At 37.4% G+C, this 19,159-nt stretch carries 19 protein-coding genes; 6 read left to right on the top strand and 13 right to left on the bottom strand.

From position 1 onward, the window contains the following. Positions 1-391: 391 nt before the first annotated feature. Positions 392-1,417 carry an LLM class flavin-dependent oxidoreductase gene (locus tag AC59HC_RS01950; RefSeq protein ID WP_496557912.1) on the top strand — a complete coding sequence of 342 codons (1,026 nt, stop codon included), beginning with the start codon at positions 392-394 and terminating at the stop codon, positions 1,415-1,417. 74 nt (positions 1,418-1,491) lie between these two features. On the opposite strand, the gene AC59HC_RS01955 is transcribed toward AC59HC_RS01950, so the two are convergent. From AC59HC_RS01955 to AC59HC_RS01965, 3 genes are all read right to left on the bottom strand, one after another. Further along, positions 1,492-4,527, bottom strand: coding sequence for an SbcC/MukB-like Walker B domain-containing protein (locus AC59HC_RS01955; RefSeq protein WP_496557913.1), 3,036 nt, complete (start codon positions 4,525-4,527; stop codon positions 1,492-1,494). 3 nt (positions 4,528-4,530) lie between these two features. Then, entirely contained in the window at positions 4,531-5,736 is a 1,206-nt protein-coding gene (locus AC59HC_RS01960) for a metallophosphoesterase family protein (RefSeq protein WP_496557914.1), read from the bottom strand. 145 nt (positions 5,737-5,881) lie between these two features. Next, positions 5,882-6,034 carry a hypothetical protein gene (locus AC59HC_RS01965; RefSeq protein ID WP_171006328.1) on the bottom strand — a complete coding sequence of 51 codons (153 nt, stop codon included), beginning with the start codon at positions 6,032-6,034 and terminating at the stop codon, positions 5,882-5,884. A gap of 107 nt (positions 6,035-6,141) precedes the next feature. Here AC59HC_RS01965 and AC59HC_RS01970 point away from each other — a divergent pair, with 107 nt between their 5' ends. Then, positions 6,142-6,390: a VF530 family protein gene (locus AC59HC_RS01970; RefSeq protein WP_114820949.1), complete on the top strand. Its 249-nt coding sequence runs from the start codon at positions 6,142-6,144 to the stop codon at positions 6,388-6,390. Positions 6,391-6,536: 146 nt separating this feature from the next. Further along, positions 6,537-7,037, top strand: coding sequence for an FKBP-type peptidyl-prolyl cis-trans isomerase (locus AC59HC_RS01975; protein WP_062675624.1), 501 nt, complete (start codon positions 6,537-6,539; stop codon positions 7,035-7,037). A gap of 200 nt (positions 7,038-7,237) precedes the next feature. On the opposite strand, the gene AC59HC_RS01980 is transcribed toward AC59HC_RS01975, so the two are convergent. Then, positions 7,238-7,627, bottom strand: a complete 390-nt coding sequence (locus tag AC59HC_RS01980; RefSeq protein ID WP_482398759.1) for a YchJ family protein — start codon at positions 7,625-7,627, stop codon at positions 7,238-7,240. Between the two features lie 243 nt (positions 7,628-7,870). Continuing rightward, positions 7,871-10,012, bottom strand: a complete 2,142-nt coding sequence (locus tag AC59HC_RS01985) for a M3 family metallopeptidase (protein ID WP_496557915.1) — start codon at positions 10,010-10,012, stop codon at positions 7,871-7,873. A gap of 185 nt (positions 10,013-10,197) precedes the next feature. On the opposite strand from AC59HC_RS01985, the gene AC59HC_RS01990 reads away from it, so the two are divergent. Further along, positions 10,198-11,025 carry a GIN domain-containing protein gene (locus AC59HC_RS01990; RefSeq protein WP_343643041.1) on the top strand — a complete coding sequence of 276 codons (828 nt, stop codon included), beginning with the start codon at positions 10,198-10,200 and terminating at the stop codon, positions 11,023-11,025. Between the two features lies 1 nt (position 11,026). Here the strand turns inward: AC59HC_RS01990 and AC59HC_RS01995 are convergent, their stop codons facing one another. From AC59HC_RS01995 to AC59HC_RS02015, 5 genes are all read right to left on the bottom strand, one after another. After that, positions 11,027-12,916 carry a monovalent cation:proton antiporter-2 (CPA2) family protein gene (locus AC59HC_RS01995; RefSeq protein ID WP_496557916.1) on the bottom strand — a complete coding sequence of 630 codons (1,890 nt, stop codon included), beginning with the start codon at positions 12,914-12,916 and terminating at the stop codon, positions 11,027-11,029. A 3-nt stretch (positions 12,917-12,919) separates the two neighbouring features. After that, positions 12,920-13,441 carry an NAD(P)H-dependent oxidoreductase gene (locus AC59HC_RS02000; RefSeq protein WP_110011719.1) on the bottom strand — a complete coding sequence of 174 codons (522 nt, stop codon included), beginning with the start codon at positions 13,439-13,441 and terminating at the stop codon, positions 12,920-12,922. A 194-nt stretch (positions 13,442-13,635) separates the two neighbouring features. Then, the gene (locus tag AC59HC_RS02005) at positions 13,636-14,448 is read right to left on the bottom strand and encodes a TPM domain-containing protein (RefSeq protein ID WP_062675618.1); all 813 of its coding nucleotides are present in this window, start codon (positions 14,446-14,448) and stop codon (positions 13,636-13,638) included. After that, a complete protein-coding gene (locus AC59HC_RS02010; RefSeq protein ID WP_227942397.1) occupies positions 14,429-14,857 on the bottom strand; it encodes a TPM domain-containing protein in 429 nt (142 codons plus the stop codon). The genes AC59HC_RS02005 and AC59HC_RS02010 overlap by 20 nt, the downstream gene beginning before the upstream one ends. Before the next feature lie 2 nt (positions 14,858-14,859). Continuing rightward, positions 14,860-15,465, bottom strand: a complete 606-nt coding sequence (locus AC59HC_RS02015; RefSeq protein WP_034693337.1) for a LemA family protein — start codon at positions 15,463-15,465, stop codon at positions 14,860-14,862. Positions 15,466-15,538: 73 nt separating this feature from the next. Between AC59HC_RS02015 and AC59HC_RS02020 the strand changes: the two genes are divergently transcribed. Together AC59HC_RS02020 and AC59HC_RS02025 are read left to right on the top strand one after the other, a co-directional pair. Then, positions 15,539-16,036: a dihydrofolate reductase gene (locus AC59HC_RS02020; protein WP_496557917.1), complete on the top strand. Its 498-nt coding sequence runs from the start codon at positions 15,539-15,541 to the stop codon at positions 16,034-16,036. Between the two features lie 148 nt (positions 16,037-16,184). After that, positions 16,185-16,754, top strand: a complete 570-nt coding sequence (locus AC59HC_RS02025) for a hypothetical protein (RefSeq protein WP_110011721.1) — start codon at positions 16,185-16,187, stop codon at positions 16,752-16,754. A gap of 83 nt (positions 16,755-16,837) precedes the next feature. Here AC59HC_RS02025 and AC59HC_RS02030 read toward each other — a convergent pair whose 3' ends face one another. From AC59HC_RS02030 to AC59HC_RS02040, 3 genes are all read right to left on the bottom strand, one after another. Beyond that, entirely contained in the window at positions 16,838-17,473 is a 636-nt protein-coding gene (locus tag AC59HC_RS02030) for a trimeric intracellular cation channel family protein (RefSeq protein WP_047428487.1), read from the bottom strand. A gap of 110 nt (positions 17,474-17,583) precedes the next feature. Continuing rightward, the gene (coaD, locus tag AC59HC_RS02035) at positions 17,584-18,048 is read right to left on the bottom strand and encodes a pantetheine-phosphate adenylyltransferase (RefSeq protein ID WP_047428484.1); all 465 of its coding nucleotides are present in this window, start codon (positions 18,046-18,048) and stop codon (positions 17,584-17,586) included. An 87-nt stretch (positions 18,049-18,135) separates the two neighbouring features. Next, positions 18,136-19,119, bottom strand: coding sequence for a D-alanine--D-alanine ligase (locus AC59HC_RS02040; RefSeq protein ID WP_496557918.1), 984 nt, complete (start codon positions 19,117-19,119; stop codon positions 18,136-18,138). Positions 19,120-19,159 lie beyond the last annotated feature (40 nt).

Below are 19,159 nucleotides of genomic sequence, written 5' to 3' on the forward strand. Positions count from 1 at the left end.
AAAGCAACGCTAAATTTTTCCTTTCTATACATAAAAAAATGCCCCTAAAAAGTGTCTAACTTTTTGGGGGCAGTCCAGGAACGGCTGGATTTTTTGTTTTTGCTAATCTTTTGGAAAACGCAAAGGCACAAGATTATTAATGGATTATGTCGTAGGGCACAAAGATTTTATCTGCGATAAAATTTTATAATCCCTAATACTATAAGAACTAATCTTTGTTGAAAATCTTCGATTTTCTTGCGCCTTAAAAAATCATAAAAATAAAAATTCCTTGCGCCTTTGCGTTTTCCAACAAAAGAATCATCAGTATTCAACAGCCCTTCCGATCTTAACAAACATCAATGTTTTTGATTTTCCATAGTGGTAACTTTGTATCACTAAAATCAACAATATGGAATTAGGAATAGGAATGTTCGGTGATCTGGCTTTTGACCAGTCAACCGGGAAATATAGAGATGCAGGAATTAAGATCCGTGAAATACTGGATCAGGTAAAATTGATGGATGAGGTAGGAATTGATGTTTTTGCTATGGGAGAACATCACCGTCCGGATTATGCTGTTTCCTCTCCGGAGATTGTTTTGGCAGCAGCAGCAAGCATTACAAAAAATATAAAACTGGCCAGTGGAGTTACTGTTTTGAGTTCTTCGGAGCCTGTAAAAGTGTATGAGGATTTTTCAACGCTGGATTTAATTTCAGACGGAAGAGCAGAGATCTTTGTCGGACGTGGAAGTTTCATCGAGTCATTTCCTTTGTATGGCTATTCACTGAATGATTATGAACAGCTATTTGATGAAAAATTAGAATTATTATTAAAAATCAATGCTGAGGAAAACGTAAGCTGGTCGGGAAAACTTCGTGCACCGATGCAGAATCAGACGGTATACCCAAGAGCAAAAAATGACGGAAAACTTTCCATCTGGAGAGCCGTTGGAGGAACTCCGCAGTCTGTTTTGAGTGCAGCACAGCTTGGAATGCCTTTAGTGGTAGCTATTATTGGAGGAATGCCTGTCCATTTCAGAAATCTGATCGAGTTTTATAAGCAGGAATACCAAAAAGCGGGACATGATGTTTCAAAAATGCAGATCGCAATCCATTCCCATACTTTTGTAAGTGATGATCAAAAAGTAGTAGATGGTTATTTCCATAATTATAAATCCCAGATGGACAGAATTGGAGCTTCCAGAGGTTGGGCTCCTTACACAAAAGCGCAGTATGATGGCGGAAGAAGTAAAGACGGTGCATTATTTATCGGAAGTCCGGCAGAAGTAGCAGATAAGATTGCTTATATGAAAGAGATTTTCGGAATTACAAGGTTTATCGGACACATGGATGTAGGAGATCCTGCTCATGATGTGATGATGAAATCTATAGAATTGTTTGGTAATGAAGTGAAGCCTGTTATAAAAGGACTGTAACAGGAAAGTTTGTGAGGTGTGAAAGCCACGAAAGATCTGTTTCTTTTGTGGCTTTTGTCGTTTTAAATATAGTATTAAACAATCTCAATCAGACTTCCTCTTTCTTCGTCTTTAATAATGTTGAGCGCCGTTGGGATTTTCTCTTTCAGCTCTTCAACGTGCGAAATAATTCCTACAATCCTGTTTTCTTTCATCAGATTGGTGAGCGTTTCAAAAACGATATTCACAGATTCCGTATCCTGAGTTCCGAAACCTTCATCAATAAAGAAGAAATTTTTATCGGCCTGCGCATTGGCCTGAACACTTTCTGCAAGAGCCAGAGCCAGACTTAAAGATACCTGAAATGCCTGGCCTCCGGAAAGTGTTTTGACACTTCTGCTTTTTCCTTCGTTGAGGTAATCAATAATTTCAAAATCGTTATTCTCATTCAGCTGGAGGCTCAGCTGATTTCTGGTCATCCGGTGAAAACGCACATTAGCATGATCACAAAGCTGTCTCAGATAAATAGATGAAACATATTGTACAAAACCCGCACCTTTAAAAAGATTCATCATGATTTTTAAATTTTCTGAGCGTTTTTGAAGTTGTGCAAGTTCTTTCAGAAGTTCCTCTTTTTTTACAAATTCCTTTTCCAGACGATCTATTTCAGCAGTTTTTGTGACTACAGAATCACTAATCTGCTTTTGTTCGGTTTGTGCTTCGGTGAACTGCTGTTCAGCGATAGAAAACTGTTCGTTATTGAACGAAAGGCCTTTCAGTTTTAACTCCAGCTCTCCGATGAATTTCTTTAAAGCTTCAAATTCAACTTTGAAAAACTGAACTTTAGTCCTCACCAGCTGAACATCAATTTCCTGAAGTAAAATATTCTCAACGTCTTTAAATTCTGTGAAATTTTGATCAGCCAATGCTTTGATAACTGCCTCTTCATTCCCTGAAATTTCCTTCTCCAGCTCTGTAATCTGCTTTTCAGATTGGCTTACAATAGCCTTTTGCTCTGCCAGTTTCGGAGAAAGAATTTTTTCCTGTTCTACAGTTTTCAGGTAATTTTCTTCAATCTCTTTATTAGAATAAGCAAGCTTCTGATACGATTCTTCAATTTCTTTTATTTCCTTTTGAGCATACAGATCCCATTCGAGAATTTTAAGACCGGAACGGCTGATATTAATTTGCTCCTGCTTCGAAACTTCTTCCAGACGGAAAGCTTCCAGAGCACTCTTATATTTTTCCAGTGTTTTGGATTCTCTGTCAAAATTTTCCCTGGCTAAAGCGATATTCCGTTCCGTTTCTTCAATCTTTTTCTCCAGCGTAAACGAGTCTGAGCGTTTTTTCTCAAATTCCTCTTCCTGGTTGGAAGCAAATTGTTTCCAGGTGAAATTCAGCAGATGATTTTCAATATCCTTCTGAATCTGCAGAAGTATCTTTTGTTCCGAAAGAAGCTGTTCCTCAAAGATCTTTTTACGGTCCAGAATCTTGTCAATTTCAGCCTCCTGCTTTTGAAGTCCTGTTCCTTCCTGTTCAAGCGATGCTATTTTCTCCTGAATTTCCTGTAGTTCAGTATTTACATCATGAAATTCCACAATATGCGGATGTTCTTTAGAACCACAGAGCGGGCAGTTTTCTCCGTCATGAAGTTCACTGGCAAAACGGGAAAGTTCTTTTTGTATTTTGAGATGATCCAGTTTCTGGGAAAGTTCCTTTTTTTGAGTCTCTAAGGTTTCTTTTCTGATTCTGAAATCTTCTTTATAATTTTTGGTATAAGCAAAAGGCTTTAATTCTTCTGTAATTTCTCCGATCTGCTTTTGATGTTTCCCGATCTTTTCAGCTTGTTCCTGAAGCGATTTTTTTAAATTCTTTTGCTGAATAAACCAGTTGCCCACTTCAGAAAGCAGGGCAGAATCCAGTTTTTGTTCTTTTAAGGTTTTAATCTGTACGGAAAGCTCATCAATGGTCTTTTGAATTTTTTCTTTATGAAGATCTACTTCTTTTACTTTTTCAGAACCTTTTCGGGTTCTTTCGTTCAGGATCTTGATTTCTTCAGAAAATTTCAGGATCTGGATGATAAGGTTCAGATCATTTTCCTGAATTCTGGATTGCTCTAAGGCTTTAAACTGTGGTTCAAGGACCATGAGCTGTTCTTTTACAGTATTAAAAACCTTTTCAGTTTCCTGCCAGTCTTTGATTTGTTGTTCCTTTTCGTTTCGTTTTGAAGCAATTTCTTTTGAGAGTTTATTTTTCTCAATAATCAAAGGGTTGAAAATTCTGAAAATCCTGTCGTATAATTCTGCCTGTATTTCCAGAGCATCCATCTGAGGCTTTTCTTCTGAGAGTTTACTGAATTTTTCTTTGTTTTGCTGTAAACTGTCAAAGTCACTTTTCAGGTTTTTAAGCTGTTGATAGGCCTTGGAAACCTTTTCCAGTTTTTCATTGGATTCGGAGAGTTTTTTTTGTTCCTCTGCAAGCAGCTCTTTCTGAATCCGGATTTTCTCTTCATTGATTTCTTCGAAACCTTTTAACTGTCCTTCCAGCTGATCCAGTTCAGATCTGTTTTTTACATTGAGTACAGAAACATTGTTCTGGAGGTCAAATTTTTGAAGATTGAAGATCTCCTTCATCATATTCGTTCTTTCTGCAGCACCCAATTCAAGGAATTCTTTGAACTGTCCCTGCGGAATAATGATGGTTCTTTTGAAGTTGGAATAGCTTAAGCCAATAATAGCTTCTGCATTCGAATGATCCAAAGGAATCCATTTGCCATTGATGTTCTCATAAAAAGTAACGGCATTAGGTTTTACCTCTTCGAATTTCTTTGAATTTCGCTTAAAATCACGGGAAGCACGGAACAATTTATTCTCATAATTTACAAAATCAAATTCTATATAAGAACTGTTTGATTTTAAATTCATCATGTTATAAGCCCTTTTATCGCGCATATTCAGACGTTCCGTTTCACCGTATAAAGCAAACGAAATGGCCTCAAGAACTGATGATTTTCCGGAACCCACAGCTCCGAAAATCCCAAACAGACCCGCCTCAGTGAGATTTCTGAAATCAATGGTTTGGCGTTCCCGGTACGAGTAAAGTCCTTCGATAGTTAATTGAACAGGGATCATGGCTTATGCATTTAAAATTTCGTTAAACAAATTCATCAGTTCTTCATTGGCTTCCTGCCCGCCGTTTTTGGATTTAAAATAATCCTTGAATAAAATATCAATATCCTGACTTAAATTGATCTCCTGGTTTTGATTTTCTGCCAATTCCAGATTTTTTATTTTAGGGATAAGGTGTACAATTCCATTATGGGACTGATAAATGATTCTTCTTTCGTCAGCCGTTAAAAAAGTTTCGCTTTCCAGCGTAAGTTCAATAAATGTATTGGGATTTTCACCCAGCCATTGAACAGCATCCTCAATGGAACTAAATGTTTTTCGGACTAAAGCTCTGCCGCTTTTCAACAGTTTCTTTTCGTAGGAAACTGTTTTTCCAGGTTCTGCATCAATAATGGAAACATATTTGGTCTGTCCGGCTTCACTGAAACTGTAGCACAGAGGAGAGGATGAATAAATCACAGGCTTTTCCTTCGTTCCGATATTCTGAAAGCCATGAAGGTGACCTAATGCCGTATATTGAATCTGCTCAGGAATACTGTCCGAAAAAATAAGGTCTGCATTTCCTATCTTAATCGGCTTTTCTCCTTCCGGTTCCTCGAGAATTGCCGCACCTCTTTTATTCATGTATAAATGAGCTGTCAGAAGATTGACTCCGGTAACATCACAGAACTGATCCGCAAGATTTTTCCATTCCTGTGCAAGAACTTTGTTAATTTCTTCTTCTTTATTTTCACCAAAGTATTCCTTTAACCGGATTTCATTTGCAAAAGGTGTGTGAAGAATTCTTACCGGAAACGGTATGCTGTCAATTTTCAGCTCGATAAAACCTTCTTTCGAGTTGATGATACTAAAATGTTCCGTACCGAAAGGTACAATTTCCGCTTTGGGATGACCGATTAAAATAATTCCGCACTCTCTTGCCAGAGGATCGGGAGCATTGATTAAGCTGGGAGAATCATGATTACCGGAAATAGCAATTACAGGACGTTTTCCGTTCAGGGATAAACGTTTTAATGTTTTATAAAAAAGTTCAGCAGCCTCAACACCTGGATTGAAATTATCGAAAAGATCACCGGCAATTAAAACCATATCAACGTTTTGTTCATCAGCAATCTGAACAATTTCATTCATAACCAAAACCTGTTCTTCAAGTCTTGAAAAACGGTCGAGACGCTTACCCAAATGCCAGTCGGCAGTGTGGAGGATTTTCATAATGTAAATTTGAGAATTAAAAAGAGTATATGCAGCGTAATTTTCAAGTTGTTTCGCAGAGAATTATTTTACAGCTATTACAATGTAAAGATAGAGAATACTTAATTTAAAAAAATAAGGTTTCCCTTACTTCTGATCAAGACAATTATAGCTTATTGTCAGCTTCTCTTGCTTTGAAATCTTCCCGGATTTGTTTTAACCTTGCTTTTCTTTCAGCTTCTGCATTTTGTATTTTACGTTTTTTCTGATCAATTTTCTTTTTATTTTTCTTCCTGTTCGCTTCGTTGTTTTTGCTCATGTTTTTTATGGGTAAGAAATAGCTTCTTCAAAAATAAGAAACAAAAAGGGAAGAAGAGGTGTAGATTTCCATATAAACTTATAATCAATTAATTTTGCAAAAAAAAGATGGAACAGCAGTCCAAAGATCCTTTACACGGAAAAAGACTTGATGCTATCCTGGAAGAACTGGTAGAATATTATCAAGGTTTTGAAAGGCTGGGCGAACAGATCAATATAAAATGTTTTACAGATAACCCCAGCATAAGTTCTTCCCTGAAATTTCTACGGAAAACACCATGGGCCAGAACAAAAGTGGAGAGCCTGTATCTCTTTATGCTAAGACAAAAAAAGAGAGACGAAAGTAGAAAAAAATAAAGGCTGTAAAAAGAAAATCTCCATTTCTTTATGCCTTTCATAGCTTCCTTCTTCCAACCTCCAGCCTCCAGGCTCATTGAATCATTTCAAAAAGAGTATATTTGTATGATTAATCGTGAGACGAAATCACGAAAAAAAGAAAAAATATGACAATCGAAAACAATCACGTTGTAGCTGTAAAGTATATACTTCATACGATCGAACCAGATGGAAGTAAGATTCTTGTAGAAGAGACAACAACAGAAAATCCACTTACATTTTTGTATGGTGTGGGAATGATGATTCCAAAATTTGAACAAAATATCTTAGGTTTAAAAGCTGGGGATAAAGCGGCTTTTGTAATTCAGCCTGAAGAAGCTTACGGTGAAAGACAGCCGGATGCTATTGCACAGTTACCAGTGGAAATGTTTAAAGAATCAGGACTTCCGCCTGTAGGAGCTATTTTACCTTTATCAGATAATCAGGGGAATAACTTCCAGGCTTTTGTAGTAGAAATTACTCCGGAAGTTGTAGTAGCAGATCTTAACCACCCGATGGCTGGAAAAGTATTAGATTTCGACGTGGAAGTTTTAAGCACTCGTCCGGCAACTGAAGAAGAGCTGGCGCATGGTCATGCTCACGGAATTGACGGAAACGAAGCTCACTAGAAAATAAAAAAATGTCCGGTTATTTCGGATATTTTTAGAGATAAAAAATGAGTCACAGAATTATCTGTGGCTCATTTTATTTATAAAGTTATAATAGGTATTGAATGCTTGGTATTTCCCTTCACCGGAGGAGCGACGAAAATTCAAAGAATTTTTGACGGGGTGGTTCTATTCGCAAAGCATCACTACATTATATTTTCTCAATCCGTTTCCTCATCCAAAAACTCCCCGGAAACATAATACCAACGTTCGTGCATCTTCTGAAAAACAGAAAACTCATGATGAACTTGCGGATGGCCGTCCTGATCGGTATAATAAGCCTTAAATTCTACATGGTTTAAAGCCGGAGTTCTGATGATTTCCAGTTTTGTCCATTGGTTGATTTCTCCCCATTCCTGAAGATCTTTCTTATTGTGGTATTTTCTTTTTCCCGGAAGGGTAGTCTCCATCAGGTATTCACCATTCGGAATGGCAAAAGCAGAAAATCTTGAGCGCATCAGAGCTTCAGCCGTAGGAGCATGTTTTTCTCCGGTATGATAAGGCTTGCAGCATTCTTCATATGATTTTCCTGAACAGCACGGACAGTCCATTATATTGTATTTTAAATTTTGAACTGCAAAAATAATGAATCTCATTAGAAAGGAGTTCTGCCTATTTGAATTTTATAATGGAATTAATATGTTGAATTGTTCTATATTCAATAGAAACGGGCTTTAGCCCGTTCAAAATAAATAAACAAAAATCCACCGGCTTTAGCCGAAACATAGAAAATTTTATTTATCACAGATAGGTATAAAAAAGAAGCACTCTGATTAAAGAATGCTTCCCTTGATTTATTTAATAAACCCTCTGTTTCTCAATAAAGGTTTGATATCCGGATCGTGTCCTGTGAAGTCTCTGAATGCCTGGTTCAGATCTACAGAATTTCCAACTGAAAGAATATATTTTCTGAAACGGTCACCATTTTCTCTGGTCAATCCGCCATTTTTACTGATCCATTCCCATGCATCGTTATCCAATGTTTCAGACCATAAATAAGCATAGTATCCTGCAGAATATCCACCTCCCCAGATGTGTGCAAAATAAGGCGTGTGATATCTTGGCGGAACTGTGGTCAGATTAAATCCATGGCTGGCTAAAGACTGCTTTTCAAAATCTAAAACAGGAATAAACTGATTTTCATTGCTTACTGTATGCCAATCCATATCGAGTTCAGCAGCAGAAACCAACTCAGTAGTCATATACCCCTGGTTGAAAGTAGATGCCTTTTTGATCTTATCTACCAAAGCCTGTGGAATAGGTTGTTTTGTTTCATAATGTACAGCATAATTCTTCAGAACAACAGGATCTAAAGCCCAGTGCTCATTAATCTGGGATGGGAATTCCACAAAGTCTCTCGGTACATTCGTTCCTGAAAGTGAAGGATATTTTTGGCTGGCAAACATTCCGTGAATAGAGTGGCCAAATTCATGGAAGATGGTTGAAACATCATCATAACTGATTAAGGAAGGTTTTCCCGGAGCAGGTTTCTGATAATTGTAGCAGTTCACGATTACAGGTTTTGTTCCCAGTAAATAAGACTGCTCAACAAAATTACTCATCCATGCACCACCGTTTTTAGAATCCCTTGTATAGAAATCCAGATAGTAAATGGCAATAGATTTTCCATCATGATCGAAAACTTCATATGTTACTACGTCCGGATGATAAACCGGAAGATCTGTTCTCTTTTTGAATGTAAGTCCGTAGAATTTTTCAGCAGCAAAGAAAACTCCTTTTTCAAGAACGGTTGTAATTTCAAAATAAGGTTTAATTTCACTTTCATCAAGGTCAAACTTAGCTTTTCTTACCTGTTCAGCATAGAAATTCCAGTCCCAGGGTTCTACTTTGAAGCCTCCTTTCTGCTGATCAATAAGATCCTGGATATCTTTTGCTTCACGTCTTGCCGTTTCTACTGCCGGAGTAGCAATCTGGTTCATCAGTTTAGTAGCCGCTTCAGGTGTTTTTGCCATCTGATCCTGAAGTTTCCATTCTGCAAAGTTTTTCTTGCCTAAAATCTGTGCTTTCTTCAATCTTAGTTTGGCAAGCTGCTCTATCGTTGATCTTGTATCATTAGCATCTCCTTTCTCAGCTCTTGTCCATGAAGCTTTAAATAGCTTTTCTCTGGTTGCTCTGTTTTTTAAATTTTGTAAAAGAGGCTGCTGTGTTGTATTTTGTAAAGCCAGAAGATATTTTCCCGGTTGTCCTGCAGTTTTGGCATCAGCTGCTGCCGCTGCAATTTCATCAGCAGAAAGTCCGTCCAGTTCTTTGGCGTCTGAGAAGAAAACTCCACCTTGCTTTCTTGCTTCCAGTAATTTGTTGGCATATTGTGTAGAAAGAGAGGCCAGTTCCTGATTGAGCTGCTTTAATTTTTCTTTATCCGCTGCAGAAAGGTTAGCTCCTGCAATTTCAAAATTCTGCTTATAATATTGTACCAGTCTTTTGCTTTCAGAATCCAGACCATCTTCTTTGATGGATTGTATTCTTTTGAAAAGATTTTCATTCAGGTACAGTTTGTCAGAATGGGCAGCAAAAATAGGGGCATATTCTTCATCCAGAGCCTGCAAAGTAGGGTTGGTATTTGCACTGGTAAGATTTGAAAACACAATTTGTGCTCTTCTCAGTACTTCACCACTTTTTTCCAATGCAACGATGGTATTTTCAAAAGTAGGGGCAGCCGGATTGTTGGCAATTTTTATAATTTCAGCTTCATGTTGCTTTAAACCATAGTTAAAAGCAGGTTTGAAGTGTTCGTTTTTGATTTTGTCAAACTCCGGAGCTTCGTATTGAAGCTTGCTCTTCTTCATAAAAGGATTGGAAGCTAAAGAGGGATCAGGTGCAGGAAGCTCCTGTTGAATATCGGTCTGTTTCATTGTAGTACAAGATTGATTGAACGCCAAGGCAGAAATTAATAATACCGATGAAATATTCTTCATAAATATAGTTGTTATTAAAGCATAAAGATATTAAAAACTTGTATCATAGAACATATTTCGGCGGATGTATTTCTTTAAGCCCTTTGTGGTATTTACAGTATTTTCAAATGTAATGTAATATTTTTTATAAATTAGTTGTTATTTAAATAAAGAAATCAATAAAAAAATTAACAAAAGGAATAAGCATGAAAACAAGTACTTTATTTATTTTTTCAGCCTTAGTGGCTTTAGCCTCATGTAATGATAAACATGAGAACAGAAACAGAGACCGGGAAGGAGACAAAAGTAATTGGGTAGAGAAAGTAGTGAGCAAAGAAAGCGGCCCGATACAGCATAAGGAATTTAATGGTGATTTTGATGAAATTCAGGTTTCACAGGCCATTGAAGCAGAAATTATAAAATCTGAAACTGAGAAAGTTGAAATCTCAGCCCCTCAAAGTATCATTGATGAAATTCTGGTGGATAATGATGGCGGGAAACTGCACATTCATTATAAGCCAGGGATCAGAGTGATGAATATCAGTAAAGTGACAGCGAAGATTTATGCCAAAGACTTTAAAAAACTCCTTGCCGATTCAGCAGCAAGAATTATTGTAAAAGATAAATTTACCCAGGAAAAAACAGATATTGAAGCATCAAGTGCTGGAAGTATTTCTGGAGACCTTGAAGCTAATGATATGGATATCAATGTAAGCAGCAGCAGTAGCTTCGATGGGAAAATATGGGCAGTAAATCTTGATATTGAATCTTCATCAGGATCAACCCTTGATCTTTCCGGAAAGGCAAAAAAGGTAGATGTGAGTGCTTCTTCGGGAAGCAGTGTTTCTGCTAAAAATGTTATTGCTGATGACGTGGAAGCAGATGCTTCCAGTGGAGCAAGTATTCATATAAGTGCTGTTTCCAGTGTAAATGCTGGGGCATCATCTGGTGGAAGTGTAGATATCTCGAAAAAAGGAGAGCTTAAGAGCGTGATAAAAGACGAAAGCAGCGGTGGAAGCGTAAACATCCAATAAATTAATCCTGGGTTTCCTCTTCATCTTCTTCATCAGCGGATGAGGAACCTTCCCAGTTTTTATTATCAAAATTAAGATTATCATAAGCCAATAAATCCTCCTCACGCTGGAGGATTTCTTTTGTAGTAAACAGGGTAATGTCTTCATCATTTTCCTTCATTTTTGCCAGCTTCCGGATTGACGCTTTATCAATAGCCATAAATCTTTGCCCGAGACGTCTTGCTGCGTATTTTCTCATTCCCGTTTCATGAAGTACATCCACAGCCATATCCACTGCAGTTCCTAATGTTTCACGGTAAATGTGATTGACTCCGCTGTTCAGATAATCATAAGCATCAATTCTGTTTTTTGCCCTTACAAAAATTTTCACATTGGGATAATGTTCACGGACAAGTTCTGCAATAAACTTATTATCATCCGGATCATCCAGACATAAAACGAGAATTTCAGCATCTTCAATTCCTGCCGCTCTTAAAATAGGAATCCTCGTTGCGTCACCATAATATACTTTGAAACCATAACTTCTAAGCAGTTTCACACGGTCAGAATCCCGGTCCAAAACGGTAGCTGATATTTTATTGGCTTTTAAAAGACGTCCCACGGTACTTCCAAAATGCCCGAAACCAACAATAATAATTTTCTTTTGAGCAACATCGCTGTCGAGAATATTATAATCATGTTCTTCCTCTGGAATTTCTTTAATGAATTTCGGAGTGATAAATTTATCATTAATAATAAGCAGTATAGGAGTGATACACATGGTAATTGCCGTAACAGCCATCATCTGTGCATTCATCTCCGGCCCTAAAAGATAAAGATCTGATGCATAATTAAGCAGTACAAATGCAAATTCTCCAACCTGAGAAAGGGCAAAGGCATAAAAAAGACTTTGGGGAGTATCTATCCTGAAAAATTTTCCAATGGTGTATAAAACAACGAATTTTACAGCCAGCACGGCAAAAACAGTACTGAAGATAAATAAGGGATCTTGCTGGATAATATTAAAATTAATGGTAGACCCTACACTCACAAAGAAAACAGCTAAAAGCAAGCCTTTGAACGGATCAATCTGTGCTTCCAGCTCATGACGGAATTCACTGTTGGCAAGCATTACTCCTGCCAGGAAAGCACCTAAAGCAGGTGAAAGGCCGATCACCACCATCAGCTCCGAAACCCCAATAACCAGAAATAATGAAGAAGCAGTCAATAGCTCTGACATTCCCGATTTTGAAACATAGCGCAGAAAAGGAACAAATACATATCGCCCCAATAAAATAAGCAATGCTACTCCGAAAATAACCGTCCCGGCCTGAAGCCATTCCGGGAGTTTCTGGATCAGAATCTGAATTTCATTGTCATGATGCTTGGCTTTATAATTGGCCAGAATAGGCAATATGGCCAGAATAGGAATTACCGAAATATCCTGAAACAGCAGGGTAGAAAATGAAGCTTCTCCAGCGGTAGTCTTGAGGTTGTTTTTTTCTTGTAAAGTCTGCAGAACAATAGCTGTAGAAGATAGGGCAAAACACATGGCAATAGCAATGGCTTTGTCTACTCTCCAGCCTACGCTTGTGAATACCAGGAAAAGCAGAAGAATGGTAAGGGCCATCTGAGAAAGTCCAAGACCCATTATTTTCTTTCGCATTTCCCAGAACTTCCGGGGCTCCAGTTCCAGACCTACCAAAAACAAAAGCATGATCACTCCAAACTCGCTGGCATGCATAATGTCATTGACATTGTTTCCTGTAAGTTTAAGGACGTAAGGGCCTATGATAATTCCTCCTAAAATATAACCGATGACAGAACTCAACCCTAATTTCCTGGCTAATGGAACCATAATAATGGCTACACCGAGGAAAATTAATGTGTTCATCGCTAAGCTGGATTCCATATGCTATTGATTGAGTAGTTCTGTAAATTCTTTTTTATGTAAAATAATTTCTTTTTTAGAGAGCTTATTGGCTTCGTATACGATTTTGATATGCTTAATATCTGCTTTGAAAACTTTTAATGAAACAATAAGCCCGCTGATGAGTTCATCTATGGTATATTGATAAGTGCCGGTTTTGCTGAAAGACCTTTCTTTTCCGCCTGTGGTTACCAGAATATAGACTTCTTTTCCTTCGAGCGGATTATGTTCGCCCTCTTTCAGCCAGTCTCTGTCGAAAACTTCATCAATCCATAATCTGAGAAGAGGAGGCATTCCGAACCATATCAGGGGAAACTGGAAGATAAAACGTTCATAGTTTTTAAGGCGTTTCCTTTCCCGGAAAGCTGCGATATGAAAGTCAGGATATTCTTCGTAAAGATCTCTCAGGGTATAATGCTGGTGGCGAACGTAGAAATTGATGAGCTCTACATTCGAATTGGAGTGCTCCAGATAAGGGTGTGCAAATACTACCAGCGTCTTCTTCATAATCCTGTTTTCCGTAAATATAGTGAAAAAATATTGAATAAAAGGTGGTTTTTATGATGTTTTATTAACTTTTTAACAGCTAAATATCAATTTAACATTAATAAAAGTTAATAAATCAGTATTATTTTGTTTTTTAAATAAAAAAAATCAGATCGTGATGATCTGATTCTATATCATTTTTGAATATTTCTTGATTACCATCCACCGGATGCACCGCCTCCTCCGAAACTTCCACCGCCGCCGAAGCCTCCGAATCCGCCTCCGCCACCTGAACTTCCACCGCCAAAGCCACCTCCTCCGAAGCTGCCAGGGAATGGGAAGAAACCGCCAGGATAATTTCTGCGTCCTCTTCTGGTGATGATCACATCATCATCGTCGTCATTATTTCCGCCACGTCCACCACCTCTGTTTCCAAAAAGGATAGCAATGATGATGAAAATAATAAAAGCAATGATAAGAACTTTAAAGGCACTTCCATTACCGGAAGGAGCCGTTGTAGCTACAGGTTTGAATTTTCCCTCAACAGCCTCCATAATCGCTGAGGTTCCACCATTGATCCCTTCATACCAAAGTCCTTTTTTGAAATTTGGGGTGACGATGTAATCTAAGATCTGTCCAGCTACTGAAGCGGTAAGGTATTGCTCTACGGCACGCCCCTGTTGGATAGACATCGTTCTGTCTTCTGTTGCGATAAGGAAAACCACTCCGTTGTCTACTCCTTTTTTTCCGATTTTCCATTTTTCACCAAACATGGTGGCCAGAAAATTTACATCTTCTCCTTTGGTAGAACGGATGATGACAACTTCAATTTCCGTTGAGGTAGAATCTGCAAACTTGATCAGTTTATGATTAAGTGCATCTTTTTCCTGCTGGGAAAGTAATCCGGCTTCATCAAAAACAGGATAAAGCACTGCTGGCTTTTCAGGAATGGTATATTGTGCTGATACAAAAGTGTAAAAGCAGAGCAGTAAAAATGAAAATACTATTTTAAGAGAACGTAATTTCATTTGGAAGTTGGTTTGGGTTTTCTCCTTCTACAGGAAAATGTTTTTTGAGTTCAAGTCCTGTTTCCAGGATGGCACTTTTCAGAGCCTGATAATAATTTCCTTTGGCAAATTCTGCGGTGATATAATCGTGAAGATGATCCCAGTAAGACTGTTTTACTTTTTCATGAATGCCGGTATCTCCAATGATGGTAAGATATTTCTGTTCAAAATTGACATGGAAGAGTACTGCATTTCTGTCTGCTGTTTTATCCATAGCCAGTTTTTTGAAAACTTCAAATGCAGTCTTGGCATCGCGGTTTTCCGTATTGGAATCAATATGCACTCTGATCTCTCCCGTAGAATGATCTTCCGCAGACTGAATCGCTTCCACAAGGGAAGCGATCTGTTGATTTGTTAGGAAATTACCCATTATTATTTGAATACTTCAGGAGCTTTTTGAGCGCCTGCGTCAGCTTTGAAATAAGGTTTTTCTTTGAAGTTGGTGAAATTCGCCAGAATATTATTCGGGAAAGTCTTGATGGAAGTATTATAATCCTTTGCAGCATCATTATAGTAAACCGTTTCAGTTCTGATACTATTTTCAATAGCAGTGTATTCTCTCTGGAAGTTGATATACTGCTGGTCTGCTTTCAGGTTAGGATAAGATTCCACCACGGCCATCAATCTGCTTAATGCCCCCGATAATTCTCCTTGTGCTGCCTGGAATTTAGCCAGATCAGCTTCGGTCATATTCGTAGGATCAATATTGATGGAAGTAGCTTTGGAACGGGCTTCCACAACTTGTGTTAAAGTTTCCTGCTCAAATTTTGAATACGATTTTACGGTTCTTTCCAGGTTAGGAATAAGGTTGGCTCTTTTCTGATAAACAGTCTCTACATTAGACCATTTTGCGTTCACAGTCTGTTCTTTGTTGACAAAGCTGTTATATCCGCTTTTTCCCCAGAAGAATAGAATTGCAACAATAATAAGAAGGGCAATACCAATGGTTCCTGCACCCAGACATCCTTTATTTTTCATAGTTTATTTTTTTAAATTTTTTGTGCTAACCAAATATACAAATTATGTGCTAATTTTGTAAAAAATTATTTGAATGACAACAATAGTGGTGGCAATGGGAGAGAAAAATGAAATTGGTTTTGAAAACCAGTTGCTTTGGCATCTTCCTAAAGATTTGAAACATTTTAAAGATATTACTTCCGGACATCCGGTTATTATGGGGAGAAAGACCTATGAAAGTATTGGAAAAGCTCTTCCGAACCGTACCAACATTGTTGTGTCAAGAAAGAAAGATTGGTTTGAGGAAGGAATTCTTATTGTAGGAAGCATCAAAGAAGCATTGAAATTTGCCAGGAAGATTGATGAAGAAGTTTTTGTTATTGGTGGCGGAAATATCTATGAGCAGACTATGGATGTAGTGGACAAACTTGAAGTTACTTTGGTGAAAGCAGACCTTCAGGCTGATACATTCTTTCCGAAAATAGATCCGAAAATCTGGAAAATTACCAACGAAATCTGCCATGAGAAAGATGAAAAGAACGGTTATGATTTCTGTTTCCAGACGTTTGAAAAAATAAAAAGCGAAGCGTAGAGCCAATAGTCAATTTTTGCTTTGCAAAGTGAAACGTGAATTTCTCACAGCTATAAAAATTAACAGGCACAGCGAATTGACCATTCACCATTGACTTTTTGAACTTTAAGCCTTAAATTTATTATCTTTGCACTTCTAAAATTTAATAATGAATAAATACATAAAAATTGCAGTAGCAGCACTTCTTATCCTGTTAGGACTTTATATGATGATTTTCACAAGAAATCTGGGATGGGGTATTGTTGTTTTTCTTTTGGCTGCATTTCCCATCTTGCTATTCTTTAAAAATGAATATATCCTTTTGGCATTCTGGCAATTAAGAAAGCAGAATATGGAGAAAGCCGGAGAATGGTTATCAAAAATTACAGACTATAAAACACAGCTTCATAAGACTCAATACGGATATTTCCACTATTTATCAGGGTTGACACAAGCTCAGGATCATCCTGCAAAAGTAGAACCTTTCATGAAGAAAGCTTTGGAATATGGTTTGAATATGAAACACGACAGAGCAATGGCTACTTTGAATCTGGCGGCAGCAGCTATTTCTAAAGGAAGAAAACAGGAAGGGCAGAAGCTGTTGGAAGAAGCAAAGAGATTAGACAGTGCTGGAATGATGACCGATCAGATCAAAATGATGAAAGAACAGTTGAAAATGCCAACCATGCAGAAGCATATGCATAACCCGAATATGAGAAACAGAGGAAAATTCTTCTAGTCATCCTAACATATACTATAAAAGTCCTGAATTTTTCAGGACTTTTTGTTTTTTATAGTGGAGATAAAAAGTGTCTTTTTAAATTACATTTCCGAATTATTATGATCATAGCCGTAAAATTTAGGCATCTGCCAGTGGTATTTTACAGCAAGTGTCCGTATGGCAACAATAAGGAGAATGGTGAGAATCTGTACAAAAGTATAGGAAAGTACAGAATATTTGGTCATCAACAGAAATACAGCTCCTCCCACAATACATGCTGTAGCATAAATTTCCTTTCTGAAAATCAAAGGAATCCTGTTGAGCAATATATCCCGGATGATACCGCCAAAACAGCCGGTTATGGTTCCTAATGCAATACAGATCATGGGGTGAATTCCTGCATTTAAACCTTTTTGTACACCAATTATGGTAAATAATCCGAGCCCGAAGCTGTCGAAGATAAATAAAGTGACTTTAAAGTTTTTCTCAAGAGATTTGAAGATCATTGAAAAAATACTGGTCACCAGAATCAGGGTACACATCAGAATATCATGCATCCAGAAAACAGGGATATCAAGCAGCAGGTCTCTCACAGTTCCTCCTCCTACAGAAGTTACAAATGCAATAATAAGCACCCCGAACGGATCCAGCCGTTTCTGCATTGCTGCAAAACTTCCGGACATGGAAAAGGCAATGGTCCCAAGGACTTCTATTGCAAAATTGAACTGTTCGTGCATATATAATTATAAATGATTGTTGATAAATGATAATTGATGAATGATTTCTGCTTAAGCAAATTCTTGGCCATTATATCAATTATCATTTATCGCTCATCAATTATATTTTTTTATCGCTCTACTCTCACGGATTCAGGAACCAATAGTTCGTATTCCCCTCCATGGTTAAGGATCTCTCTTACAATACTGCTGCTGATGAAAGATTTTCCTGAAGAGGTCAGTAAGAATACTGTTTCCAGTTTTTTGTGGGCTAAAGTTCTGTTGGTATGGGCAATTGCTTTTTCAAACTCGAAATCAGCCGGGTTTCTCAGACCTCTGATAATGTATTGTGCGTTTTTTTCAAAACAGTAATCAACGGTAAGTCCTTCAAAATAATCTACTTCCACATTGGGGAATTCTGCTACAGAGTTCTGGATAAATTCCATTCTTTTTTCAAGAGGGAACATATATTTTTTCTGAGAGTTTTGCCCTATAGCAATGATTAATTTATCAAATAGTGGTGCCGCTCTTTCTATAATGTCGTAATGTCCTAGTGTAATCGGGTCAAAAGACCCAGGGAAAACAGCAATTTTCATGTTGTACGAGTTATGATTTTGAGTAGTGATTATTTGTTAAAAGTGTATTCAATCTCTAACTTCTAACCTCTAATTTCTAACTTCTATTTATTTATTAAGTGCTTTTTCAACTTCATTTCCACAAAGATCCATGATGGAAATTCCATAATGTCTTGCCTGTTGAGGGAGAATACTTGCAGGAGAGAATCCTGGGTTGGTATTCATTTCAAGCATATAAGGAATTCCGTTCATCAGAATGTATTCACTTCTCGAAAAACCACTCATTCCTAATGAATTATAAGCTCTTTTAGCGATTTCTTCCACTCTTTTTGTGGTTTCCTCGTCAATTCTTGCCGGTGTAATTTCTTCAGAAGCACCTTCATATTTTGCCTCGTAATCAAAAAACTCATTGGTAGGAACAATTTCTGTGATTCCCAAAACAATGGTTTCTCCTTTAAAATCAATAACGCCTACGGAGACTTCCATTCCATCCAGGAAACTTTCGATCAGGATTTCGTCATCTTCCTTGAATGCAATTTCAGTGGCAGCAATAAGTTCTGATTTTTCTTTTACTTTTGAAATTCCCAGAGAAGAACCGGACTGGTTAGGTTTTACAAATAGTGGGAGATTCAATTCTGCTACAATTTTATCCACATTGATGTCTTCCCCTTTTCTTAAATAAATACTTTTAGCAGAAGGAATTCCGTATTTTGATAATACGGCAAGAGTGTCTTTTTTATTGAAAGTAAGAGCACTCTGATAAAAATCGCAGCCTGTATATTTTTGTCCAATAGCATCCCAATATGCCTGAAGAATTCCGTTTTCTCCCGGGGTTCCGTGGATGATATTGAAACAAACATCAAATTTTAAGTTTTCACCATTATCTAAAGTCACAGAAAAATCTCCTCTGTTGATGGCATATTTTGTGTCATTTTCCCCTAAAAAATACCATTCATCTTTAAGGACTACTACCTTATATACATCATAGAGATTTCCGTCCAGAGAATCATAAATCAATTGTCCGCTTTTTAAGGAAACAACATATTCATCGGAATAGCCTCCCATTACTACGGCAACACTTTTTTTATTCATAACCATATAGTATCAATTAAGGCAAATTTAATCATTTTAT

It is taken from the genome of Chryseobacterium sp. DZ-32, from assembly GCF_059587025.1.